The sequence below is a fragment of the Enterobacter wuhouensis genome (assembly GCF_035835995.1).
GTDB classification, from domain to species: domain Bacteria; phylum Pseudomonadota; class Gammaproteobacteria; order Enterobacterales; family Enterobacteriaceae; genus Enterobacter; species Enterobacter wuhouensis.
The window spans coordinates 2,780,852-2,797,723 of the sequence record NZ_CP142124.1; the positions used below are offsets into that span (position 1 = coordinate 2,780,852).

Annotated in this window: 18 protein-coding genes; 8 read left to right on the plus strand and 10 right to left on the minus strand. The window is 57.0% G+C overall.

Features of this window, described 5'->3' with window-relative positions; all coding sequences use genetic code 11:
- Positions 1 to 14: 14 nt before the first annotated feature.
- Positions 15 to 1,547 carry a SpoVR family protein gene (locus VPX56_RS13380; RefSeq protein ID WP_263611090.1) on the plus strand — a complete coding sequence of 511 codons (1,533 nt, stop codon included), beginning with the start codon at positions 15 to 17 and terminating at the stop codon, positions 1,545 to 1,547.
- A gap of 101 nt (positions 1,548 to 1,648) precedes the next feature.
- On the opposite strand, the gene fadR is transcribed toward VPX56_RS13380, so the two are convergent.
- On the minus strand, positions 1,649 to 2,368 hold the full coding sequence (gene fadR / locus VPX56_RS13385; RefSeq protein ID WP_014884259.1) for a fatty acid metabolism transcriptional regulator FadR: 720 nt from the start codon (positions 2,366 to 2,368) through the stop codon (positions 1,649 to 1,651).
- Between the two features lie 200 nt (positions 2,369 to 2,568).
- Here fadR and nhaB point away from each other — a divergent pair, with 200 nt between their 5' ends.
- Positions 2,569 to 4,107: a Na(+)/H(+) antiporter NhaB gene (nhaB, locus tag VPX56_RS13390; protein ID WP_326466911.1), complete on the plus strand. Its 1,539-nt coding sequence runs from the start codon at positions 2,569 to 2,571 to the stop codon at positions 4,105 to 4,107.
- 143 nt (positions 4,108 to 4,250) lie between these two features.
- Positions 4,251 to 4,781, plus strand: coding sequence for a disulfide bond formation protein DsbB (gene dsbB, locus VPX56_RS13395; RefSeq protein ID WP_263610094.1), 531 nt, complete (start codon positions 4,251 to 4,253; stop codon positions 4,779 to 4,781).
- 115 nt (positions 4,782 to 4,896) lie between these two features.
- Here the strand turns inward: dsbB and VPX56_RS13400 are convergent, their stop codons facing one another.
- The 3 genes from VPX56_RS13400 to VPX56_RS13410 all read right to left on the minus strand — a co-directional run bounded on the left by VPX56_RS13400 (position 4,897) and on the right by VPX56_RS13410 (position 6,403).
- Positions 4,897 to 5,337 carry a YcgN family cysteine cluster protein gene (locus tag VPX56_RS13400; RefSeq protein WP_131632316.1) on the minus strand — a complete coding sequence of 147 codons (441 nt, stop codon included), beginning with the start codon at positions 5,335 to 5,337 and terminating at the stop codon, positions 4,897 to 4,899.
- A 93-nt stretch (positions 5,338 to 5,430) separates the two neighbouring features.
- Positions 5,431 to 6,090: a fumarylacetoacetate hydrolase family protein gene (locus VPX56_RS13405; RefSeq protein ID WP_131632315.1), complete on the minus strand. Its 660-nt coding sequence runs from the start codon at positions 6,088 to 6,090 to the stop codon at positions 5,431 to 5,433.
- A gap of 37 nt (positions 6,091 to 6,127) precedes the next feature.
- Positions 6,128 to 6,403: a YcgL domain-containing protein gene (locus tag VPX56_RS13410; RefSeq protein ID WP_263610097.1), complete on the minus strand. Its 276-nt coding sequence runs from the start codon at positions 6,401 to 6,403 to the stop codon at positions 6,128 to 6,130.
- Between the two features lie 123 nt (positions 6,404 to 6,526).
- On the opposite strand from VPX56_RS13410, the gene minC reads away from it, so the two are divergent.
- Genes minC through minE form a run of 3 tightly spaced genes read left to right on the plus strand, consistent with a single transcriptional unit; the run spans position 6,527 to position 8,340 of the window.
- Complete coding sequence (gene minC / locus VPX56_RS13415) at positions 6,527 to 7,234, plus strand: septum site-determining protein MinC (RefSeq protein WP_131632313.1); 708 nt, start codon at positions 6,527 to 6,529, stop codon at positions 7,232 to 7,234.
- A gap of 23 nt (positions 7,235 to 7,257) precedes the next feature.
- Complete coding sequence (gene minD / locus VPX56_RS13420) at positions 7,258 to 8,070, plus strand: septum site-determining protein MinD (protein WP_131632312.1); 813 nt, start codon at positions 7,258 to 7,260, stop codon at positions 8,068 to 8,070.
- A gap of 3 nt (positions 8,071 to 8,073) precedes the next feature.
- Positions 8,074 to 8,340 (plus strand): cell division topological specificity factor MinE, encoded by a 267-nt coding sequence (gene minE, locus VPX56_RS13425; RefSeq protein WP_003859937.1) that lies wholly within the window; start codon positions 8,074 to 8,076, stop codon positions 8,338 to 8,340.
- Between the two features lie 84 nt (positions 8,341 to 8,424).
- Here the strand turns inward: minE and rnd are convergent, their stop codons facing one another.
- From rnd to VPX56_RS13450, 5 genes are all read right to left on the minus strand, one after another.
- On the minus strand, positions 8,425 to 9,540 hold the full coding sequence (gene rnd / locus VPX56_RS13430; RefSeq protein ID WP_131632801.1) for a ribonuclease D: 1,116 nt from the start codon (positions 9,538 to 9,540) through the stop codon (positions 8,425 to 8,427).
- 83 nt (positions 9,541 to 9,623) lie between these two features.
- Positions 9,624 to 11,309 carry a long-chain-fatty-acid--CoA ligase FadD gene (gene fadD, locus VPX56_RS13435; protein WP_131632311.1) on the minus strand — a complete coding sequence of 562 codons (1,686 nt, stop codon included), beginning with the start codon at positions 11,307 to 11,309 and terminating at the stop codon, positions 9,624 to 9,626.
- A gap of 203 nt (positions 11,310 to 11,512) precedes the next feature.
- Complete coding sequence (locus VPX56_RS13440; protein WP_131632310.1) at positions 11,513 to 12,094, minus strand: Slp family lipoprotein; 582 nt, start codon at positions 12,092 to 12,094, stop codon at positions 11,513 to 11,515.
- A gap of 37 nt (positions 12,095 to 12,131) precedes the next feature.
- The gene (tsaB, locus tag VPX56_RS13445) at positions 12,132 to 12,827 is read right to left on the minus strand and encodes a tRNA (adenosine(37)-N6)-threonylcarbamoyltransferase complex dimerization subunit type 1 TsaB (RefSeq protein ID WP_263610098.1); all 696 of its coding nucleotides are present in this window, start codon (positions 12,825 to 12,827) and stop codon (positions 12,132 to 12,134) included.
- 66 nt (positions 12,828 to 12,893) lie between these two features.
- Positions 12,894 to 14,804 carry a DNA repair helicase YoaA gene (locus VPX56_RS13450; protein WP_131632308.1) on the minus strand — a complete coding sequence of 637 codons (1,911 nt, stop codon included), beginning with the start codon at positions 14,802 to 14,804 and terminating at the stop codon, positions 12,894 to 12,896.
- 133 nt (positions 14,805 to 14,937) lie between these two features.
- Here VPX56_RS13450 and VPX56_RS13455 point away from each other — a divergent pair, with 133 nt between their 5' ends.
- Positions 14,938 to 15,282 (plus strand): RidA family protein, encoded by a 345-nt coding sequence (locus VPX56_RS13455; RefSeq protein ID WP_028013528.1) that lies wholly within the window; start codon positions 14,938 to 14,940, stop codon positions 15,280 to 15,282.
- Between the two features lie 6 nt (positions 15,283 to 15,288).
- Here the strand turns inward: VPX56_RS13455 and VPX56_RS13460 are convergent, their stop codons facing one another.
- Positions 15,289 to 15,480, minus strand: coding sequence for a YoaH family protein (locus tag VPX56_RS13460; protein WP_023336068.1), 192 nt, complete (start codon positions 15,478 to 15,480; stop codon positions 15,289 to 15,291).
- Positions 15,481 to 15,541: 61 nt separating this feature from the next.
- On the opposite strand from VPX56_RS13460, the gene pabB reads away from it, so the two are divergent.
- Entirely contained in the window at positions 15,542 to 16,870 is a 1,329-nt protein-coding gene (gene pabB / locus VPX56_RS13465; protein WP_326466945.1) for an aminodeoxychorismate synthase component 1, read from the plus strand.
- Positions 16,871 to 16,872: the final 2 nt, after the last annotated feature.

Sequence of the window (16,872 nt, forward strand, 5' to 3'; positions counted from 1 at the left end):
ATGAGGGCGCGCTAATGGCTACTATTGATTCCATGTCCAGGGACAGCACACGTCTGAGCGATGGACCCGACTGGACCTTCGAGCTGCTGGATGTCTACCTTGCCGAGATCGACCGTGTCGCGAAGCTGTACCGTCTGGATACCTATCCTCACCAGATCGAAGTTATTACTTCCGAACAGATGATGGATGCCTACTCCAGCGTGGGGATGCCGATTAACTATCCCCACTGGTCGTTCGGCAAAAAGTTCATTGAAACCGAGCGCTTGTACAAGCACGGGCAGCAGGGGCTGGCGTATGAGATCGTCATAAACTCCAACCCGTGCATCGCCTATCTGATGGAAGAGAACACCATTACCATGCAGGCGCTGGTGATGGCGCACGCCTGCTACGGACACAACTCGTTTTTCAAGAATAACTACCTGTTCCGCAGCTGGACGGATGCCAGCTCCATCGTCGATTACCTGATTTTCGCCCGGAAATACATAACCGACTGCGAAGAGCGTTACGGCGTTGATGAGGTGGAGAAGCTGCTCGACTCCTGCCACGCGCTGATGAACTACGGCGTAGACCGCTACAAGCGCCCGCAGAAGATCTCCCTGCAGGAGGAGAAAGCCCGTCAGAAAAGCCGCGAGGAGTATCTGCAAAGCCAGGTGAACATGCTGTGGCGCACCCTGCCGAAGCGTGAGGAGGAGAAAACGGTCGCCGAAGCGCGTCGCTATCCATCCGAGCCGCAGGAGAATCTGCTCTACTTTATGGAGAAAAACGCGCCGCTGCTTGAGCCATGGCAGCGCGAGATCCTGCGCATCGTGCGCAAGGTGAGCCAGTATTTCTATCCGCAGAAACAGACCCAGGTGATGAACGAGGGCTGGGCGACCTTCTGGCACTACACCATTCTTAACCACCTGTATGACGAAGGAAAAGTCTCCGAGCGGTTCATGATGGAGTTCCTGCACAGCCATACCAACGTGGTGTTCCAGCCGGCGTATAACAGCCCGTGGTATAGCGGCATCAACCCCTATGCGCTCGGCTTTGCTATGTTCCAGGACATTAAGCGAATCTGCCAGTCGCCGACGGAAGAGGACAAATACTGGTTCCCGGACATTGCCGGATCGGACTGGCTGGAAACGCTGCATTTCGCCATGCGCGACTTTAAGGACGAGAGCTTTATCAGCCAGTTTATGTCGCCGAAAATCATGCGTGACTTCCGCTTCTTCACCGTGCTGGATGATGACAGAAATAACTTCCTTGAGATTTCAGCCATCCACAACGAAGAGGGCTACCGCGAGATCCGCTCTCGTCTCTCTTCCCAGTACAACCTGAGCAACCTTGAGCCGAACATTCAGGTGTGGAACGTGGACCTGCGCGGCGACCGCTCCCTGACGCTGCGCTATATTCCGCACAACCGCGCGCCGCTGGATAAGGGGCGTAAAGAGGTGCTGAAGCATGTGCATCGTCTGTGGGGGTTTGACGTGCTGCTGGAGCAGCAGAACGAAGACGGCAGCGTCGAGCTGCTGGAGCGGTGCCCGGCGCGGTTGAATACGCTTTAGTGCAGTTTTTTTGCCCGGTGGCGCTACGCTTACCGGGCCTACAAGACCCGTAGGTCGGGTCCACCCGACGAAAAAAACCTCTCATATGAGAGGTTTTTTCTTTAGCGGCTCTGAATCGCCAAATCGCCCGGCAGGGTTTTCTGCATACGATGCCAGATTTCACCGGAATCGTGGCCGTAGCGACGAACCGTTTCATAGACCTGGTCGTGTAAACCTTCGGTGCAGAGCTTGCTCAGCTTATGGTAAAAACCGAGCGCCAGGCTGCGGGCCTCCGGATTGGCAAAGTAGTGACGACCAATTCGGGTATACAGCCCTTTCATGCCGTTCAGGATCAGGCCATAAATCGGGTTGCCGGAGGCAAACGCCAGACCGCGAAAAACGTTGTAGTCGAGGGTGGCGAACGCATCGGCGTGATCTTCCACTTCGTTCGCACTGGCAAGCACCGCAAGCGCATCTTCCGGATGCTGGCGGAACGCGGTACGGATAAAGATAGTCGCGATGTTGGTACGCACCGAGAGCAGATTATCAATCAGCTGCGGCACGCTTTCGTGGTCGAGACGGGCGAGCGTTTCAAGAATATTCAGCCCGGACGTTTCCCAGAAGTTGTTCACCTTCGTTGGCTTGCCGTGCTGAATCGTCAACCAGCCATCGCGCGCCAGTCGCTGGAGAACTTCTCGCAGCGTGGTGCGAGTGACGCCAATCAGTTCAGAGAGTTCGCGTTCAGCCGGAAGAATGGACCCCGCAGGGAAACGATTATTCCAGATGCTTTCAATGATGTACTCTTCCGCGAAACCCGCCGGGCTCTGCGCCTTAATGACCATAGTGAGATTTCCATTACACAGCTTTAGCAAATTGGACTCATCATACCAGAGGCGTGCAGACGCAGGTAGCGCAGCAGAGAGAGAAAAGAGGGATCGCCGTTTCATTTCTGTGAAATTTACAAACGGGCTTTGTGCCCCTCTCCCGCCAGATTTTGCGTATACTGATGTTTTGTCTCACCTGACGGGGAAGGACGTCTGTCGTGGAAATTTCATTTGGGCGCGCGCTGTGGCGCAATTTTTTAGGCCAGTCGCCTGACTGGTACAAACTGGTACTTCTGGTATTCCTGGTCGTTAACCCCATCCTTTTTTTCGTGGACCCGTTTATTGCCGGATGGCTGCTGGTGGCGGAGTTTATCTTCACTCTGGCGATGGCGCTGAAGTGCTACCCGTTACTCCCCGGTGGCCTGCTGGCCTTTGAAGCCGTGGTAATAGGTATGACCAGCGCCGAGCATGTTAAGCACGAGCTGGCGTCTAATCTCGAAGTGCTCCTGCTGCTGATGTTTATGGTCGCCGGCATCTACTTTATGAAGCAGTTGCTGCTGTTTATCTTCACCCGCCTGCTGTTGAGCATCCCGTCGAAAACGATCCTGTCGCTGGCCTTTTGCCTCGCGGCCGCATTTCTCTCGGCTTTCCTGGATGCCCTGACGGTGGTGGCCGTGGTGATCAGCGTCGCCGTCGGTTTTTACGGGATTTATCATCGCGTAGCCTCTTCTCGCCCCGGTGAGGATTTGCAGGATGACAGCCATGTCGATGCACATAACCGTGACGTGCTGGAGCAGTTCCGCGCCTTCCTCCGTAGCCTGATGATGCACGCGGGCGTGGGCACGGCGCTGGGCGGCGTGATGACGATGGTCGGGGAACCGCAGAACCTGATCATTGCGAAAGCGGCGGAATGGAATTTCGGCGAGTTTTTCCTCCGCATGGCGCCTGTCAGCCTACCCGTGCTGCTCTGCGGCCTGACTACCTGTATTCTGGTCGAGAAATTCAGCGCCTTTGGCTACGGAACAACGCTGCCCGAAACGGTGCGGCAGGAGCTGCACAAATTCGACGAGCAAAGTCGCCGTCAGCGCACCCGTCAGGATACGCTGCGCCTGATTGCTCAGGGGATCATTGGCGTCTGGCTTATCGCCGCCCTGGCTTTTCATCTGGCTGAGGTGGGGCTAATTGGCCTGTCGGTCATTATTCTCGCCACCACCTTTAGCGGCGTGACGGACGAGCACGCCATCGGCAAAGCGTTTACCGAAGCCCTGCCGTTTACCGCGCTGCTGGCGGTGTTTTTTGCCGTGGTCGCGGTAATTATCGATCAGCACCTGTTTGCGCCGATTATTGCCTATGTTCTGCAGGCCGCGCCCGACGCACAGCTCTCTCTGTTTTATCTGTTCAACGGCTTGCTGTCGTCCATTTCGGATAACGTTTTCGTGGGCACGGTGTATATCAACGAGGCGAAGGCGGCAATGGAGCAAGGCGTTATCAGCATCCAACAGTTTGAGCTGCTGGCGGTCGCGATCAACACCGGAACCAACCTGCCGTCGGTCGCGACGCCAAACGGCCAGGCCGCGTTCCTGTTCCTGCTCACCTCCGCCCTTGCGCCGCTCATACGGCTTTCTTATGGAAGAATGGTGTGGATGGCGCTGCCCTATACGCTGGTGCTGACGATCGTTGGCTTGTTGTGCGTCAAATTTACCCTCATTCCTTATACGCACTGGTTAATGCAAGCGGGTATACTTGCGGCGCATTGAACCCGGTAAATTGGGCAGTTCGCTGCCCGTTTGCCTTTTCGCATGATAAACATCCGATTACGTTTTATTTCGTCAGGTAGCGCTGGCGCGAAAAAAGAATTGGTTTACACTGCGCTTTCCAAGCATGTTCCAGGGAAATGATTATGTTGAGATTTTTGAACCAGTGCTCCCGCGGTCGTGGAGCGTGGTTGTTAATGGCGCTAACCGCCTTTGCGCTGGAAATGGTCGCACTGTGGTTCCAGCACGTCATGGGGCTGAAGCCCTGCGTGCTGTGTATCTACGAACGCTGTGCGCTGTTCGGCATCATGGGTGCGGGTCTGGTGGGCGCGATTGCCCCGAAATCACCGTTACGCTATGTCGGTATTGCCATCTGGCTGTACAGCGCCTGGAAAGGTATTGAGCTGTCCTGGCAGCACACCATGATGCAGCTGCATCCGTCACCGTTTATGACCTGCGATTTTGCCGCCCGCTTCCCGAGCTGGCTGCCGCTGGACAAATGGCTGCCGCAGGTGTTCGTCGCCTCCGGCGACTGCTCCGTGCGCCAGTGGGAATTCCTGACGCTGGAGATGCCGCAGTGGCTGGTGGGCATTTTTGTCGCCTACTTCGTCGTGGCGCTGCTGGTGCTGATTGCCCAGCCGTTTAAGCCGAAGAAACGCGATCTGTTTGGGCGCTAAGTTGCCCGGCGGCGCTTCGCTTGCGCGGGCCTACGGTTTTGTAGGTCGGGTAAGCGCAGCGCCACCCGACACAACAGCGCATAATAAAAAACCCGCCTCGGCGGGTTTTTTATTATCAGCGGTTAGGGTGATTCATGATGTGGTCTTCCCAGTCCCGCACCTCGGACTCTTTCACAGCGATGTGGCGCACGGAGATACGCTCACCGTGCATCGCCGCTTTAGATCCCGTCAGCAGCGGATGCCATGTCGGCAGATCGTTCCCTTCCGCCAGCAGGCGATACGCGCAGGTGTGCGGTAACCACTCAAAGGTCGGCAGGTTTTCGCGGGTCAGCTTTATACAGTCCGGCTCATATTCAAAGCGACGCTCATAGTTGCGGCACTGGCAGGTTTTGATGTTCAGCTGCTTGCAGGCGACGTTGGTGAAATAGATCTCGTCGGAATCTTCATCCATCAGCTTATGCAGGCAGCACTGCCCGCAGCCGTCGCACAACGATTCCCACTCCGCGTCGGTCATTTCGTCGAGAGTTTTGCTTTGCCAGAAAGGAATGTCGTTCATCAGGATGTCCACACGTCAAAAGAAAGCGCACCTTATAACGAGTCTGGCACGTTGATGCAAGTTTTGCCGCCCATATCAGGCGGCAAGTTGCTTTTACAGCACGCGGGTTTTCAGCGACAGGCCGTTAAAACTGACCTCCAGCTCGTCGCCGCCGCTGAGCGGGCCAACGCCCTCGGGCGTACCGGTGAGGATCACATCACCCGGCTTAAGGGTAAAGAAGCGGCTCATGTAGGCGATCAGCGGCACGATCTTGTGGATCATATCGGCAGTCGTCCCCTGCTGGCGGATCTCACCGTTCACCTTGAGCGCAAGCGGCGTGTCCTGTGGATCGGCGGTAAACTCGCCTACCGGCACAAAACCAGAAATCGGACAGGCGTTATCGAAGCCCTTGGCTTTTTCCCACGGCTGTCCGGCTTTTTTCATCTTAGCCTGCACGTCGCGCAGCGTGAGATCCAGCGCAACGCCGTAGCCGGCAATGGCTTTCTGCACATGCTCTTCAGAGGCCTGACGCAGCGTCGCACCAATCAGTACCGCAAGCTCAACCTCATGATGAACGGAGCCCAGCCCTTGCGGCAGCGCCAGCGGCTGTCGAATATCGCACAGCGCGGTTTCAGGCTTAATGAACAGCACAGGCTCTTCTGGCGTCGCGCTGCCCATTTCCTGAATATGTTTTGCGTAGTTGCTGCCGACGCAAACCACTTTACTCACGGGATAATCCAGTAATGCACCCTGCCAGTTATGATGTTGATACATGGTCGACCCCTAAACGGTTGATGTGTTGTGTCCGGAGCTATTTTTTCCCGTTCACCTCAAGATGCTGTTTTAATAAATTCTCGGGTGGTGGTGGAAGCTGTAAATAATAGCCCTGTTCGGTTAATGCGGTTTTCACTTTATCCAGATCGGCACTGACCAGTTTCTTACGTCCGTCCAGCGGCAGCAGCATCGCCAGCTGAGGACGGCCAAAACTTTTCATTAATTCTTCAGGCACGCGGGAAAAATCGTCTTTCTTTTCGACATAAAGGTAGGTCTGGTCGCGGCTTGTACTTCTGTAGATCACACAAAACATGTTTTTACTCTGAATTAATGGGTGGTTGCTTGCCTCAATATACTCCTGACTATAACATGCCTGATACTCTTCGGAATATCGCATCGACTTGTTGCGGTTAATAGCAAATTGAGTAAGGCCAGGATGTCAAACACGCCCATCGAGCTTAAAGGCAGTAGCTTCACCTTATCAGTGGTTCATTTGCATGATGCAAAACCCGAGGTTATTCGTCAGGCGTTAGAAGACAAAATCGCCCAGGCTCCCGCCTTTCTGAAACATGCCCCCGTTGTCGTCAATGTGAGCGGTCTGGATGCTCCGGTTAACTGGACGCGTCTCCAGCAGGCGGTGTCATCAACCGGGCTGCGCATTGTGGGCATCAGCGGCTGCAAAGATGCTGAGCTGAAAGCAGAAATTGACCGCGCAGGGTTACCGCTTCTGACCGAGGGAAAAGAAAAAGCCCCGCGTCCGGCGCCTGCAGCCGTGCCAACGCCCCCTCCTCCGGTGCAGAACGTTACGTCGGTCACAAAAACGCGAATGATTGATGTGCCGGTTCGTTCCGGTCAGCGTATTTATGCGCCAAACTGTGATCTGATTGTTACAAGCCACGTCAGCGCAGGCGCTGAGCTGATTGCGGATGGCAACATTCACGTTTACGGTATGATGCGTGGGCGAGCGCTCGCAGGCGCAAGTGGCGATCGGGAAGCACAAATATTTTGTACTCATCTGACGGCGGAACTGGTGTCCATCGCAGGTGAATATTGGCTGAGCGACAAGATCCCAGCCGAATTTTATGGCAAGGCGGCTCGTCTGCTGCTGGCAGATGACGCGTTGACCGTTCAACCGTTGAATTGATCCCTTTTTAACAAGGAATTTCTATGGCACGCATTATTGTTGTTACTTCGGGTAAAGGAGGCGTTGGCAAGACCACCTCCAGCGCGGCCATCGCTACTGGTTTGGCCCAGAAGGGAAAGAAAACCGTCGTTATCGATTTTGATATCGGCCTGCGTAACCTCGACCTGATCATGGGTTGTGAACGTCGCGTCGTGTATGACTTCGTTAACGTCATTCAGGGCGATGCTACGCTTAATCAGGCGCTGATTAAAGACAAACGCACCGAGAACCTCTTCATTCTTCCGGCCTCTCAGACGCGTGATAAAGATGCCCTGACCCGCGAAGGCGTAGAAAAGGTCCTCGACGAGCTGAAGAAGATGGAATTCGACTTCATCGTCTGTGACTCCCCTGCCGGTATCGAAACCGGTGCGCTAATGGCGCTCTACTTCGCAGATGAAGCAATCATCACTACCAACCCAGAAGTCTCGTCCGTACGTGACTCAGACCGCATTCTCGGTATCCTCGCCTCCAAATCCCGCCGTGCGGAAAATGGTCAGGAGCCGATTAAAGAGCACCTGCTGCTGACCCGCTACAACCCGGGTCGCGTGAACAAAGGTGACATGTTGAGCATGGAAGACGTGCTCGAAATCCTGCGCATCAAGCTGGTTGGCGTTATCCCGGAAGATCAGTCCGTGTTGCGCGCCTCTAACCAGGGTGAGCCAGTGATTCTGGATACAATGGCAGATGCAGGTAAAGCTTACGCCGATACCGTTGACCGTCTGCTGGGAGAAGAACGTCCTTTCCGCTTCATTGAAGAAGAGAAGAAAGGTTTCCTCAAACGCCTGTTCGGAGGATAAGTTATGGCATTACTGGACTTTTTTCTCTCGCGGAAAAAAAGCACCGCCAACATCGCAAAAGAGCGTCTGCAAATTATCGTTGCGGAGCGTCGTCGCAGCGACGCCGAGCCGCATTACCTGCCGCAGCTGCGCAAGGACATTCTGGAAGTGATCTGTAAGTACGTGCAGATCGATCCGGAGATGGTCACCGTGCAGCTGGAGCAAAAAGACGGGGATATTTCGATTCTGGAGCTGAACGTTACGTTGCCAGAGGCGGAAGAGTCGCGTTAATCGTTTGTGATTTTGTAGGCCGGGCAAGCATCGCGCCGCCCGGCAATCCCCCGGTGGCGCTGCGCTTACCGGGGCTACAGTTTCTTAACGCGGGTAGGATTCGAGTAATTTATTCAGACGTTCAGTCATCAGTTCGCCGCGCCACCCCGCCACCATCTCCGGCAAGCCATTCTGCGGCTTCAGCTTCCAGTGCCAGTTCAGCAGCTGGTTAATCTGGCGACGCGAGGCCAGTAACTCCGCGCTCAGCTTGCTTTCAGCAGCCACTTCCTGCACCAGCGCTTTAATATCTTTAAATGCCTTGCGATAGCCCGGCATATCCATCAGGTTCAGCAGCGGTTCCGGCAGGTCTTCATCTGCGGTTTGCTGCGCCTTCGCCACCAGCGCGAGCAGCGTTTTGCCGTGGAAACGGATTTCGCTCCCGGAGAGGCCAATGCTGTCCAGCTCACCCATGCTGCCCGGCATGTAGCGCGCAACGGCCCAAAGGTGCTCTTCACGCACCACAAAGTTCACCGCCAGGTCGCGCTCGCGGGCCTTACGCAGCCGCCAGTCGGCCAGCAGCTGCAGGCAGGCCAGCTGACGCGTGCGCAGCTGCCAGGCATTAGTGATGTCGCGCCAGGCGTCTTTTGGATCGACCAGTTCCTGACGGCGCTGCTGGGTCATTCGGCACTCGTCCAGCGCGGCAGCCAGCCAGCCGGACGCTTCCGCTTCTTTCATTAGCTGACCGGCAATTGGCAACAGGTAGAAGACGTCGGCCGCCGCATAGTCGAGCTGACGCTCCGTGAGCGGGCGCGCCAGCCAGTCGGTACGGGATTCGCTTTTATCCAGCGTCAGGCCGGTATACTCCTCCACCATGGCGGCAAAGCCCCATGAGAGCGGGCGTCCGCTAAACGCGGCGAGGATCTGCGTGTCAATCAGCGGCTGCGGCATGATGCCAAAGGTATTCAGAAACACTTCCAGATCTTCACTGCCCGCGTGCAGGTATTTGGTGACGCTCGTATCCAGCAGCAGTTCACGCATTGGCGTCCAGTCGGTAATGCCGAGGGGGTCGATCAGCGAGACATGCTTACCGTCGAACATCTGAATCAGGCCCAGCTGCGGGTAATACGTTCTCGTACGGACAAACTCGGTGTCCAGGGCGATGGCAGGATAGTCGCGCGTCACCTCGCACAGCGAAGCCAGCTCGTCGTTGGTCGTGATCATCTGGTAATTCAAATCGTTTTCTCTTTTGTTTGCGCCCATAAAAAACGCCGGCTTAACCGGCGTCTGGGCGATTAACGTGCAACTTAGGCCTTATTGTCTACTTTGCCACGGGCTTCGTCACGTAATTCTCGTCGTAATATCTTACCGACGTTGGATTTCGGCAGCTCATCGCGGAATTCCACCAGCTTTGGCACCTTGTAGCCCGTCAGCTGGCGTCGGCAAAACGTTACCAGCTCTTCTTCGGTGAGTGAAGGATCTTTCTTGACCACAAAAATCTTCACGGCCTCACCGCTGCTTCCGGAAGGCACGCCCACTGCCGCGACCTCAAGCACGCCGCTGTGCTGCATGACCACGTCTTCGATCTCATTCGGATAGACGTTAAAGCCGGAGACAAGGATCATGTCTTTCTTGCGGTCAACGATGCGCAGGAAGCCTTCTTCATCCATCACCGCGATATCGCCGGTGTGGAGCCAGCCGTCTTTGACGATCTCGTCCGTCGCGTCAGGACGCTGCCAGTAGCCCAGCATCACCTGCGGCCCTTTAACGCACAGTTCGCCGGGCTCGCCCGGTGCGACCTCGTTATCGTCATCATCCACCAATTTGGCTTCCGTGGACGGCACCGGCAGGCCAATGCTGCCGCTGTGGTAGTCGATGTCGTGCGGGTTAACGCTCACCAGCGGCGCACATTCGGTCAGGCCATAGCCCTCCAGCAGGTACTGCCCCGTGAGCTTGACCCAGCGTTCGGCAACGGCCTGCTGAACCGGCATCCCGCCCCCTGCGGAGAGGTGCAGCGTGGAGAAATCAAGCTGCTGGAACTCTTTGTTGTTCAGCAACGCGTTGAACAGGGTATTGACTCCCGTCATCGCGGTGAACGGGTATTTCGCCAGCTCTTTAACCAGCCCCGGAATATCGCGCGGGTTGGTGATCAGCACGTTTTGACCGCCCAGCTCGATAAACAGCAGGCAGTTCATGGTCAGCGCGAAAATGTGGTACAGCGGAAGCGCGGTGATCACCACCTCTTTGCCCGGATGCAGCAGCGGCCCGTAAGTGGCGTTCACCTGCTCAAGGTTTGCCAGCATGTTGCGGTGGGTAAGCATCGCGCCTTTGGCGACGCCCGTCGTTCCGCCGGTGTACTGCAGGAACGCCAGATCCTCACAAACCACCTCCGGTTTGACATACTGCATGCGGTAGCCGGCATGCAGCGCGCGGCGGAAGGAGATGGCATCCGGCAAGTGATATTTTGGCACCAGGCGCTTTACGTATTTGACGACGAAGTTCACCAGCGTGCCCTTGGCCGTGGAAAGCTGATCGCCCATGCGCGTCAGGATGACGTGCTTCACCTGGGTTTTGTCGACCACTTTTTCCAGCGTGTGGGCAAAGTTAGAGACGATGACAATCGCCGCCGCGCCGCTATCATTCAGCTGGTGCTCCAGCTCGCGCGGGGTATAGAGCGGGTTGACGTTAACGACGATCATGCCCGCGCGCAGTATCCCGAACAGCGCCACCGGATATTGCAGCAGGTTCGGCATCATCAGCGCGACGCGGTCCCCTTTCTGCAGCCCCAGCCCTTCCTGTAAATACGCAGCAAACGCCCGGCTACGCTCTTCCAGCTTGCGGAAGGTCATCACCTCGCCCATATTCACGAAGGCGGGCTGGTCAGCATAGCGCCGAACCGAGTGTTCAAATAATTCAACCAGGGATTGATAACGGTCAGGATTGATCTCTGCAGGTACATCTGCGGGATAACGGTTAAGCCAAACCTTTTTCAATGCATCACCTCTGAAATGAGTGTTCGTCGTCATCACAGCCCCGTTAATAAACAGTTTGTTAACATTATATTAACTCAGCGTACCAGTTTATTAATTGTTCAGATTGCAGGTTGCGAAGCGCGTCACTCTTTTTTTTCATTTTATCCGTAAAAAAACAGAGACAGCGGCTGAGCCGCTGTCTCTTTCTTAATAATAACAGTAAGTTACTCAGTTACGATCGTTTGAACCTGTGCCGGACCCGGGTTATACCAGCCCCAGCCCGGATAACCATAGCGGTAGGGGTGTGGGCCCCACATCCACGGATCGATCGGCTGCGGCGGCATCACAATCTGCTGCGCAATACGCCAGCGCTTGTAGCCGTTAACCTGCATGGTCATGAATTTGTATGGGGTACTGCCGATTTTACCCTGTACCGAACCGGTAATGGGGCCAACGACGGTGACCAGCTGTCCGCGAAAATCGACCGGATCGAGGAAACCGCTGACGTCCGCATAAATGCGTCCGCGGGAGGCTTCACCCAAAGCAGGCCGCGCGCCGCTGTCCAGCGGTACGGTTGCAATCTCCAGACGGGTTTTCCCCTGCAGGTTTTGCACCTCGATCACCTTGCCGCCGAAGCGCGCCTCCTGGCCGACGTACAGCTCAGGCGCATTCATTACGCGCACCAGATCCTGCTGTGGCGCAGGGCTACTGCCCTTTATCGCATCAGGAACGGTGACGCACCCGCTCAACGCTATGGCAACAACGCCTGCCATGAAAAGGCGTACAACTTTAGTCTGAACCGCCATGATGCGACTCCTTTTTCTCAGTTCCTGTTACTGAGATTCACTCGCGGCCCGGAAGTTTCTTCCAGGCGACCGTGTTTCGCAAATAAACTGGCTCAGCCTGTTCAACTGCAACGGTTTTTCCTGCCGCAAGCAGCTGACAGGCGATCGGGAGCATATCTTCCGCAGCGGGCAGAAGCATGTTGCCGTCCACCAGCGTTAGCCCGGTGTCGTTCCCCATCTCCGGCCAGGCAGGCCAGCCCGTGCCTACCGTCGCCCATTCGCCAGTCAGCGCTTTCAGACGCTCGGTAACGGCTTCAGGTTTGAGCACCGCTTCGGTCTCCTCACCGTGCCAGACGCCCTGCTCGTCACGGGTATATTCGGCCCAGTACACTTCGCCCATGCGGGCGTCAATGGCTGCCAGCACGCGGGTGGCGCCGGTCATACGCCACGCCCCCTGCGCCATGGTCGCCAGGGTGGAGACGCCGATCATCGGCAACTCAGCGCCCAGCGCCAGCCCCTGCGCAATGCCAATGCCGATGCGGACGCCCGTGAAGCTGCCCGGGCCGCGGCCATAGGCCAGCGCGTCGAGATCGGTTAAGGAGGCGTTGCCGCGGGTTAAAATGTCTTTCACCAGCGGCAGAATGCGCTGGGTGTGTTCCCGTGGGCACTCTTCGAAATGAGCAGAGATAGCACCGTCGTTCAACAGGGCAACGGAACAGGCCTCTGTTGCGGTATCAATAGCCAGAATTCGCATCAGTTGTCGCGCTCTCGCAATGGTCAGTCACAAAATGGCGCGCATCTTAGCACACTCCGGTGCAAATTACTCCGCCGTTGGGTTTGCCAGGAAACGAACCGCGCGTTTAATGTCCCGCGTGCGGGGGGCCGGCGGCAGGCTTGCCAGGAAGGTAGCGCCATAGGGGCGCATCACCAGACGGTTGTCGCAAATTACCAGCACGCCGCGATCGGTAACGTCGCGGATCAGGCGCCCAACGCCCTGCTTGAGCGTAATCACCGCATCCGGCAGCTGGACCTCATCGAAAGGATCGCCCCCGCGCAGGCGGCAGTCTTCCATTCGCGCTTTCAGGAGCGGATCGTCCGGAGAGGTAAAGGGCAGTTTGTCGATAATGACCAGTGAGAGCGCATCGCCGCGCACGTCTACGCCTTCCCAGAAGCTGCTGGTCGCCACCAGCAGAGCGTTACCGGCGGAGACAAACTGCTGTAACAGCTGTCCTTTGCTGGTTTCGCCCTGCAGCAGCACCGGCAGGGTCATGGTGGCGCGAAACTGCTCGGCCAGATCGCGCATCATGGCGTGGGAGGTGCAGAGCATGAAGCAGCGGCCGTTGTTGGCCTCAATCATCGGTTTCAGCATTGCGGCGAGATGCCGCGCCGCGCCCGGCTGGTTCGGCAGCGGCAGATTGCGCGGCACGCAGAGCAGCGCCTGTTTTTCATAATCGAACGGGCTTGGCAGAAGCAGCGACTCGGCCTGCTCAATGCCCAGACGTTCCGTAAAATGGTGCAGATCGTCATTCACCGACAGCGTGGCTGAGGTAAAGACCCAGCTGCCGGGCTTTTGCGCCATCACCTCTTTGAACTTATCCGCTACGGTGAGCGGCGTCAGCGCCAGCGTAAAGTGGCGGGAGGTACATTCATACCAGTAGCTGAAGCCCGGCTGGTTAATTTCTTTCAGCCGCTTGAGCCGCCCGCGGTAGAGCGTGGCGCGCTCGAAAGCCGCATCCAGCAGCGCGGAGCGTCCGAGTGACAGCTTTGCCACGTCGTAGCAAAGCTCAAGCGCATCATCGAGCAGCAGCAGCGCGCGCTGGATATTTTTATCTGCCAGCAGCTCGCGCAGGTTGCCGCGATAGCCCGGCTCGCCGAGCTGCAGGCGGAAATCCTGCGCGCTTTGCGCCAGGCGGTCGGCGCACTTCTGCAGCTGCTGGGTATCTTTTAATTCGGTGCGATAGGCAATGGTGAAATCTTTCGCCAGGTCCTGCAGCTGGCGGCTGGAGAGCGACTGGCCGAAATACTGGCTGGCGATATCCGGCAGCTGGTGCGCTTCATCGAAGATCATCACCTCCGCTTCGGGGATCAGCTCGCCGAAGCCGCTGTCCTTGACCACCATGTCGGCGAGGAACAGGTGGTGGTTAACCACCACGACGTCAGCGTCCATGGCGGTTTTACGCGCCTTCACCACAAAGCAGTCTTTATACAGCGGGCAGTCGCTGCCGAGGCAGTTGTCGTTGGTGCTGGTGACCAGCGGCCAGGCGGGAGAGTCTTCCGGCACGCTCGCGCAGGTGCTGATATCGCCCTCTTCGGTCTGGTTCGCCCAGGCCCGAAGGACGATGACGTCGCTCAGGGTTTGTACCGGCAGGTCACCCCCCGCCAGCGCCTGCTGCTCAAGGCGCTCCAGGCAGAGATAGTTAGAGCGCCCTTTCAGCAATGCCAGACGCCCCTTGTACTTCAGCGCCTTTGCCACCGTGGGCAAATCGCGACTGTAGAGCTGGTCCTGCAGCGCTTTTGACCCGGTCGAAATGATGACCTTCTTTTTCGCGCGCAGGGCCGGAGCAAGGTAGGCGTACGTTTTACCCGTGCCGGTGCCGGCTTCGACCACCAGCGGCTGCGCCTTTTCGATGGCGTCGGCGACGGCGTGCGCCATCTGCCGCTGGGGCTCGCGGGGCTTAAAGCCGGGGATCGCCTGCGCTAATTGACCTTCAGGGGAAAAATCGTCTGCCACTTTGCTCTCTCACTGTATTTTTGCACAGGGATTATGTCAGCCCAACCCGTCCTGTGCCAGCCCAAATAGTGACGACGGGAGAACAATATGGCAGTCTTGCCGCCTGATTACGCAAAATAACGAGGAAACCTTTATGACAATTGTGCGCATTGACGCCGAGGCCCGCTGGTCTGATGTTGTGATCCACAATCAGACGCTTTACTACACCGGTGTACCGTCAAACCTGGACGCGGATGCGTTCGAACAGACGGCGAATACCCTGGCGCAAATTGATGCCGTGCTGGAAAAACAGGGCAGCGACAAATCCCGCATTCTGGATGCAACGATTTTCCTGGCCAATAAAGACGATTTTGCGGCGATGAACAAAGCCTGGGATGCATGGGTGGTGGCGGGTCACGCGCCTGTACGTTGCACCGTACAGGCCACGCTGATGAAGCCGGAGTATAAGGTTGAGATCAAGATTATCGCGGCGGTGTAGGCCCGATTACTCTTCCGGATCTTCATCTTCATCTTCGAATCGCGCCACGATCCGCTCGCCGGAATGACTGGCGCGAATCTCCTGAGCGACAACCGTAATCGCCTGTCCGCTGCTCATCCCCTGGGACATCAGCTCCTGGATACGTTCAACGGCTTTCTGCTGCTGTTCATGGCTGAGAGAAGGTAAACCTGCAAACATCGTCAACTCCTGCTAAATTATTCGCGCTAATTATTTCACGCTGCCCGGTAGTATGCCACACATGAACCTACGCTTCCCCACTGTTATTACCTTGCCCTGGCGCGCTGGCGCCGCTGAATTCTGGTTTGCTCGCCTGAGCCATCTTCCGTTTGCGATGCTGCTCCACTCCGGCCATGCGGATCACCCCTACAGCCGGTTTGATATTCTGGTCGCCGATCCGGTGCAAACGTTGACCACCGAAAACATGTCTTCAGCGCAAGATCCGCTGGCCTTGCTGCAGCAGGCGATCGACGGGTTAGGCTTAGCGGCAACGCCAAATCCCGATCTGCCTTTTCAGGGCGGCGCGCTTGGCCTGTTTGGCTACGATCTCGGGCGTCGTTTCGAAACGCTGCCGGAGCATGCGCAGGCTGATATTTCCCTGCCAGACATGGCCGTGGGGCTGTATGACTGGGCGTTAATTGTCGATCACCAGAAAAAAACGGTTTCCCTGCTGAGCCATCATGACGTGCAGGCGCGACTAGCGTGGCTTAAGGCGCAACAGCCTGCGCCGACACAGACGTTCACGCTAACCTCAGGCTGGCGCTCCAACATGACGGCGCAGGAGTATGCAGAAAAATTCTCGCGCGTTCAGGCGTACCTGCAAAGCGGCGACTGTTATCAGGTGAACCTTGCCCAGCGTTTCCAGGCAGCCTATCGGGGAGACGAGTGGCAGGCGTTTACCCGCCTCAACGCAAGCAATAAGGCACCGTTCAGCGCATTCTTACGTCTGGAACAGGGCGCCATTCTGAGCCTGTCACCGGAGCGTTTTATCCATCTGGCCGACGGCACCATTCAGACGCGCCCTATCAAAGGCACCCTGCCGCGTCTTGCCGACCCGGCTGCCGATCGGCAGCAGGCTGAAAGGCTGGCGGCCTCACCGAAAGACCGCGCGGAGAATTTGATGATTGTCGATCTGATGCGCAATGATATCGGACGCGTTGCTGAACCGGGCAGCGTGCGCGTTCCCGAGCTGTTCGTTGTGGAGCCCTTCCCGGCGGTGCATCATCTGGTGAGCACCATTACCGCCCGTCTGCCTGCGTCCCGCACCGCCTGCGATCTGCTGCGCGCCGCGTTCCCGGGCGGCTCTATCACCGGGGCGCCAAAAGTGCGGGCGATGGCGATCATCGATGAGCTGGAGCCGCACCGCCGCAACGCCTGGTGCGGCAGCATCGGCTACGTGAGCCTGTGCGGCACCATGGATACCAGTATCACCATCCGCACCCTGACGGCCAGCGGCGGCAATCTATACTGCTCAGCGGGCGGCGGCATCGTGGCCGATAGTCAGGTCGAGGCGGAATATCAGGAAACCTTTGATAAAGTTAACCGTATCCTTCAACAGCTGGAGAACTAACG

Coding starts and splice junctions, on each gene's coding strand:
- VPX56_RS13380 (WP_263611090.1), top strand. CDS start 15: ATGGCTACTATTGATTCCATGTCCAGGGACAGCACACGTCTGAGCGAT.
- fadR (WP_014884259.1), bottom strand. CDS start 2,368: ATGGTCATTAAGGCGCAGAGCCCGGCGGGTTTCGCGGAAGAGTACATC.
- dsbB (WP_263610094.1), top strand. CDS start 4,251: ATGTTGAGATTTTTGAACCAGTGCTCCCGCGGTCGTGGAGCGTGGTTG.
- VPX56_RS13400 (WP_131632316.1), bottom strand. CDS start 5,337: ATGAACGACATTCCTTTCTGGCAAAGCAAAACTCTCGACGAAATGACC.
- VPX56_RS13405 (WP_131632315.1), bottom strand. CDS start 6,090: ATGTATCAACATCATAACTGGCAGGGTGCATTACTGGATTATCCCGTG.
- VPX56_RS13410 (WP_263610097.1), bottom strand. CDS start 6,403: ATGTTTTGTGTGATCTACAGAAGTACAAGCCGCGACCAGACCTACCTT.
- minC (WP_131632313.1), top strand. CDS start 6,527: ATGTCAAACACGCCCATCGAGCTTAAAGGCAGTAGCTTCACCTTATCA.
- minD (WP_131632312.1), top strand. CDS start 7,258: ATGGCACGCATTATTGTTGTTACTTCGGGTAAAGGAGGCGTTGGCAAG.
- minE (WP_003859937.1), top strand. CDS start 8,074: ATGGCATTACTGGACTTTTTTCTCTCGCGGAAAAAAAGCACCGCCAAC.
- rnd (WP_131632801.1), bottom strand. CDS start 9,540: ATGATCACGACCAACGACGAGCTGGCTTCGCTGTGCGAGGTGACGCGC.
- VPX56_RS13440 (WP_131632310.1), bottom strand. CDS start 12,094: ATGGCGGTTCAGACTAAAGTTGTACGCCTTTTCATGGCAGGCGTTGTT.
- tsaB (WP_263610098.1), bottom strand. CDS start 12,827: ATGCGAATTCTGGCTATTGATACCGCAACAGAGGCCTGTTCCGTTGCC.
- VPX56_RS13455 (WP_028013528.1), top strand. CDS start 14,938: ATGACAATTGTGCGCATTGACGCCGAGGCCCGCTGGTCTGATGTTGTG.
- VPX56_RS13460 (WP_023336068.1), bottom strand. CDS start 15,480: ATGTTTGCAGGTTTACCTTCTCTCAGCCATGAACAGCAGCAGAAAGCC.
- pabB (WP_326466945.1), top strand. CDS start 15,542: ATGAACCTACGCTTCCCCACTGTTATTACCTTGCCCTGGCGCGCTGGC.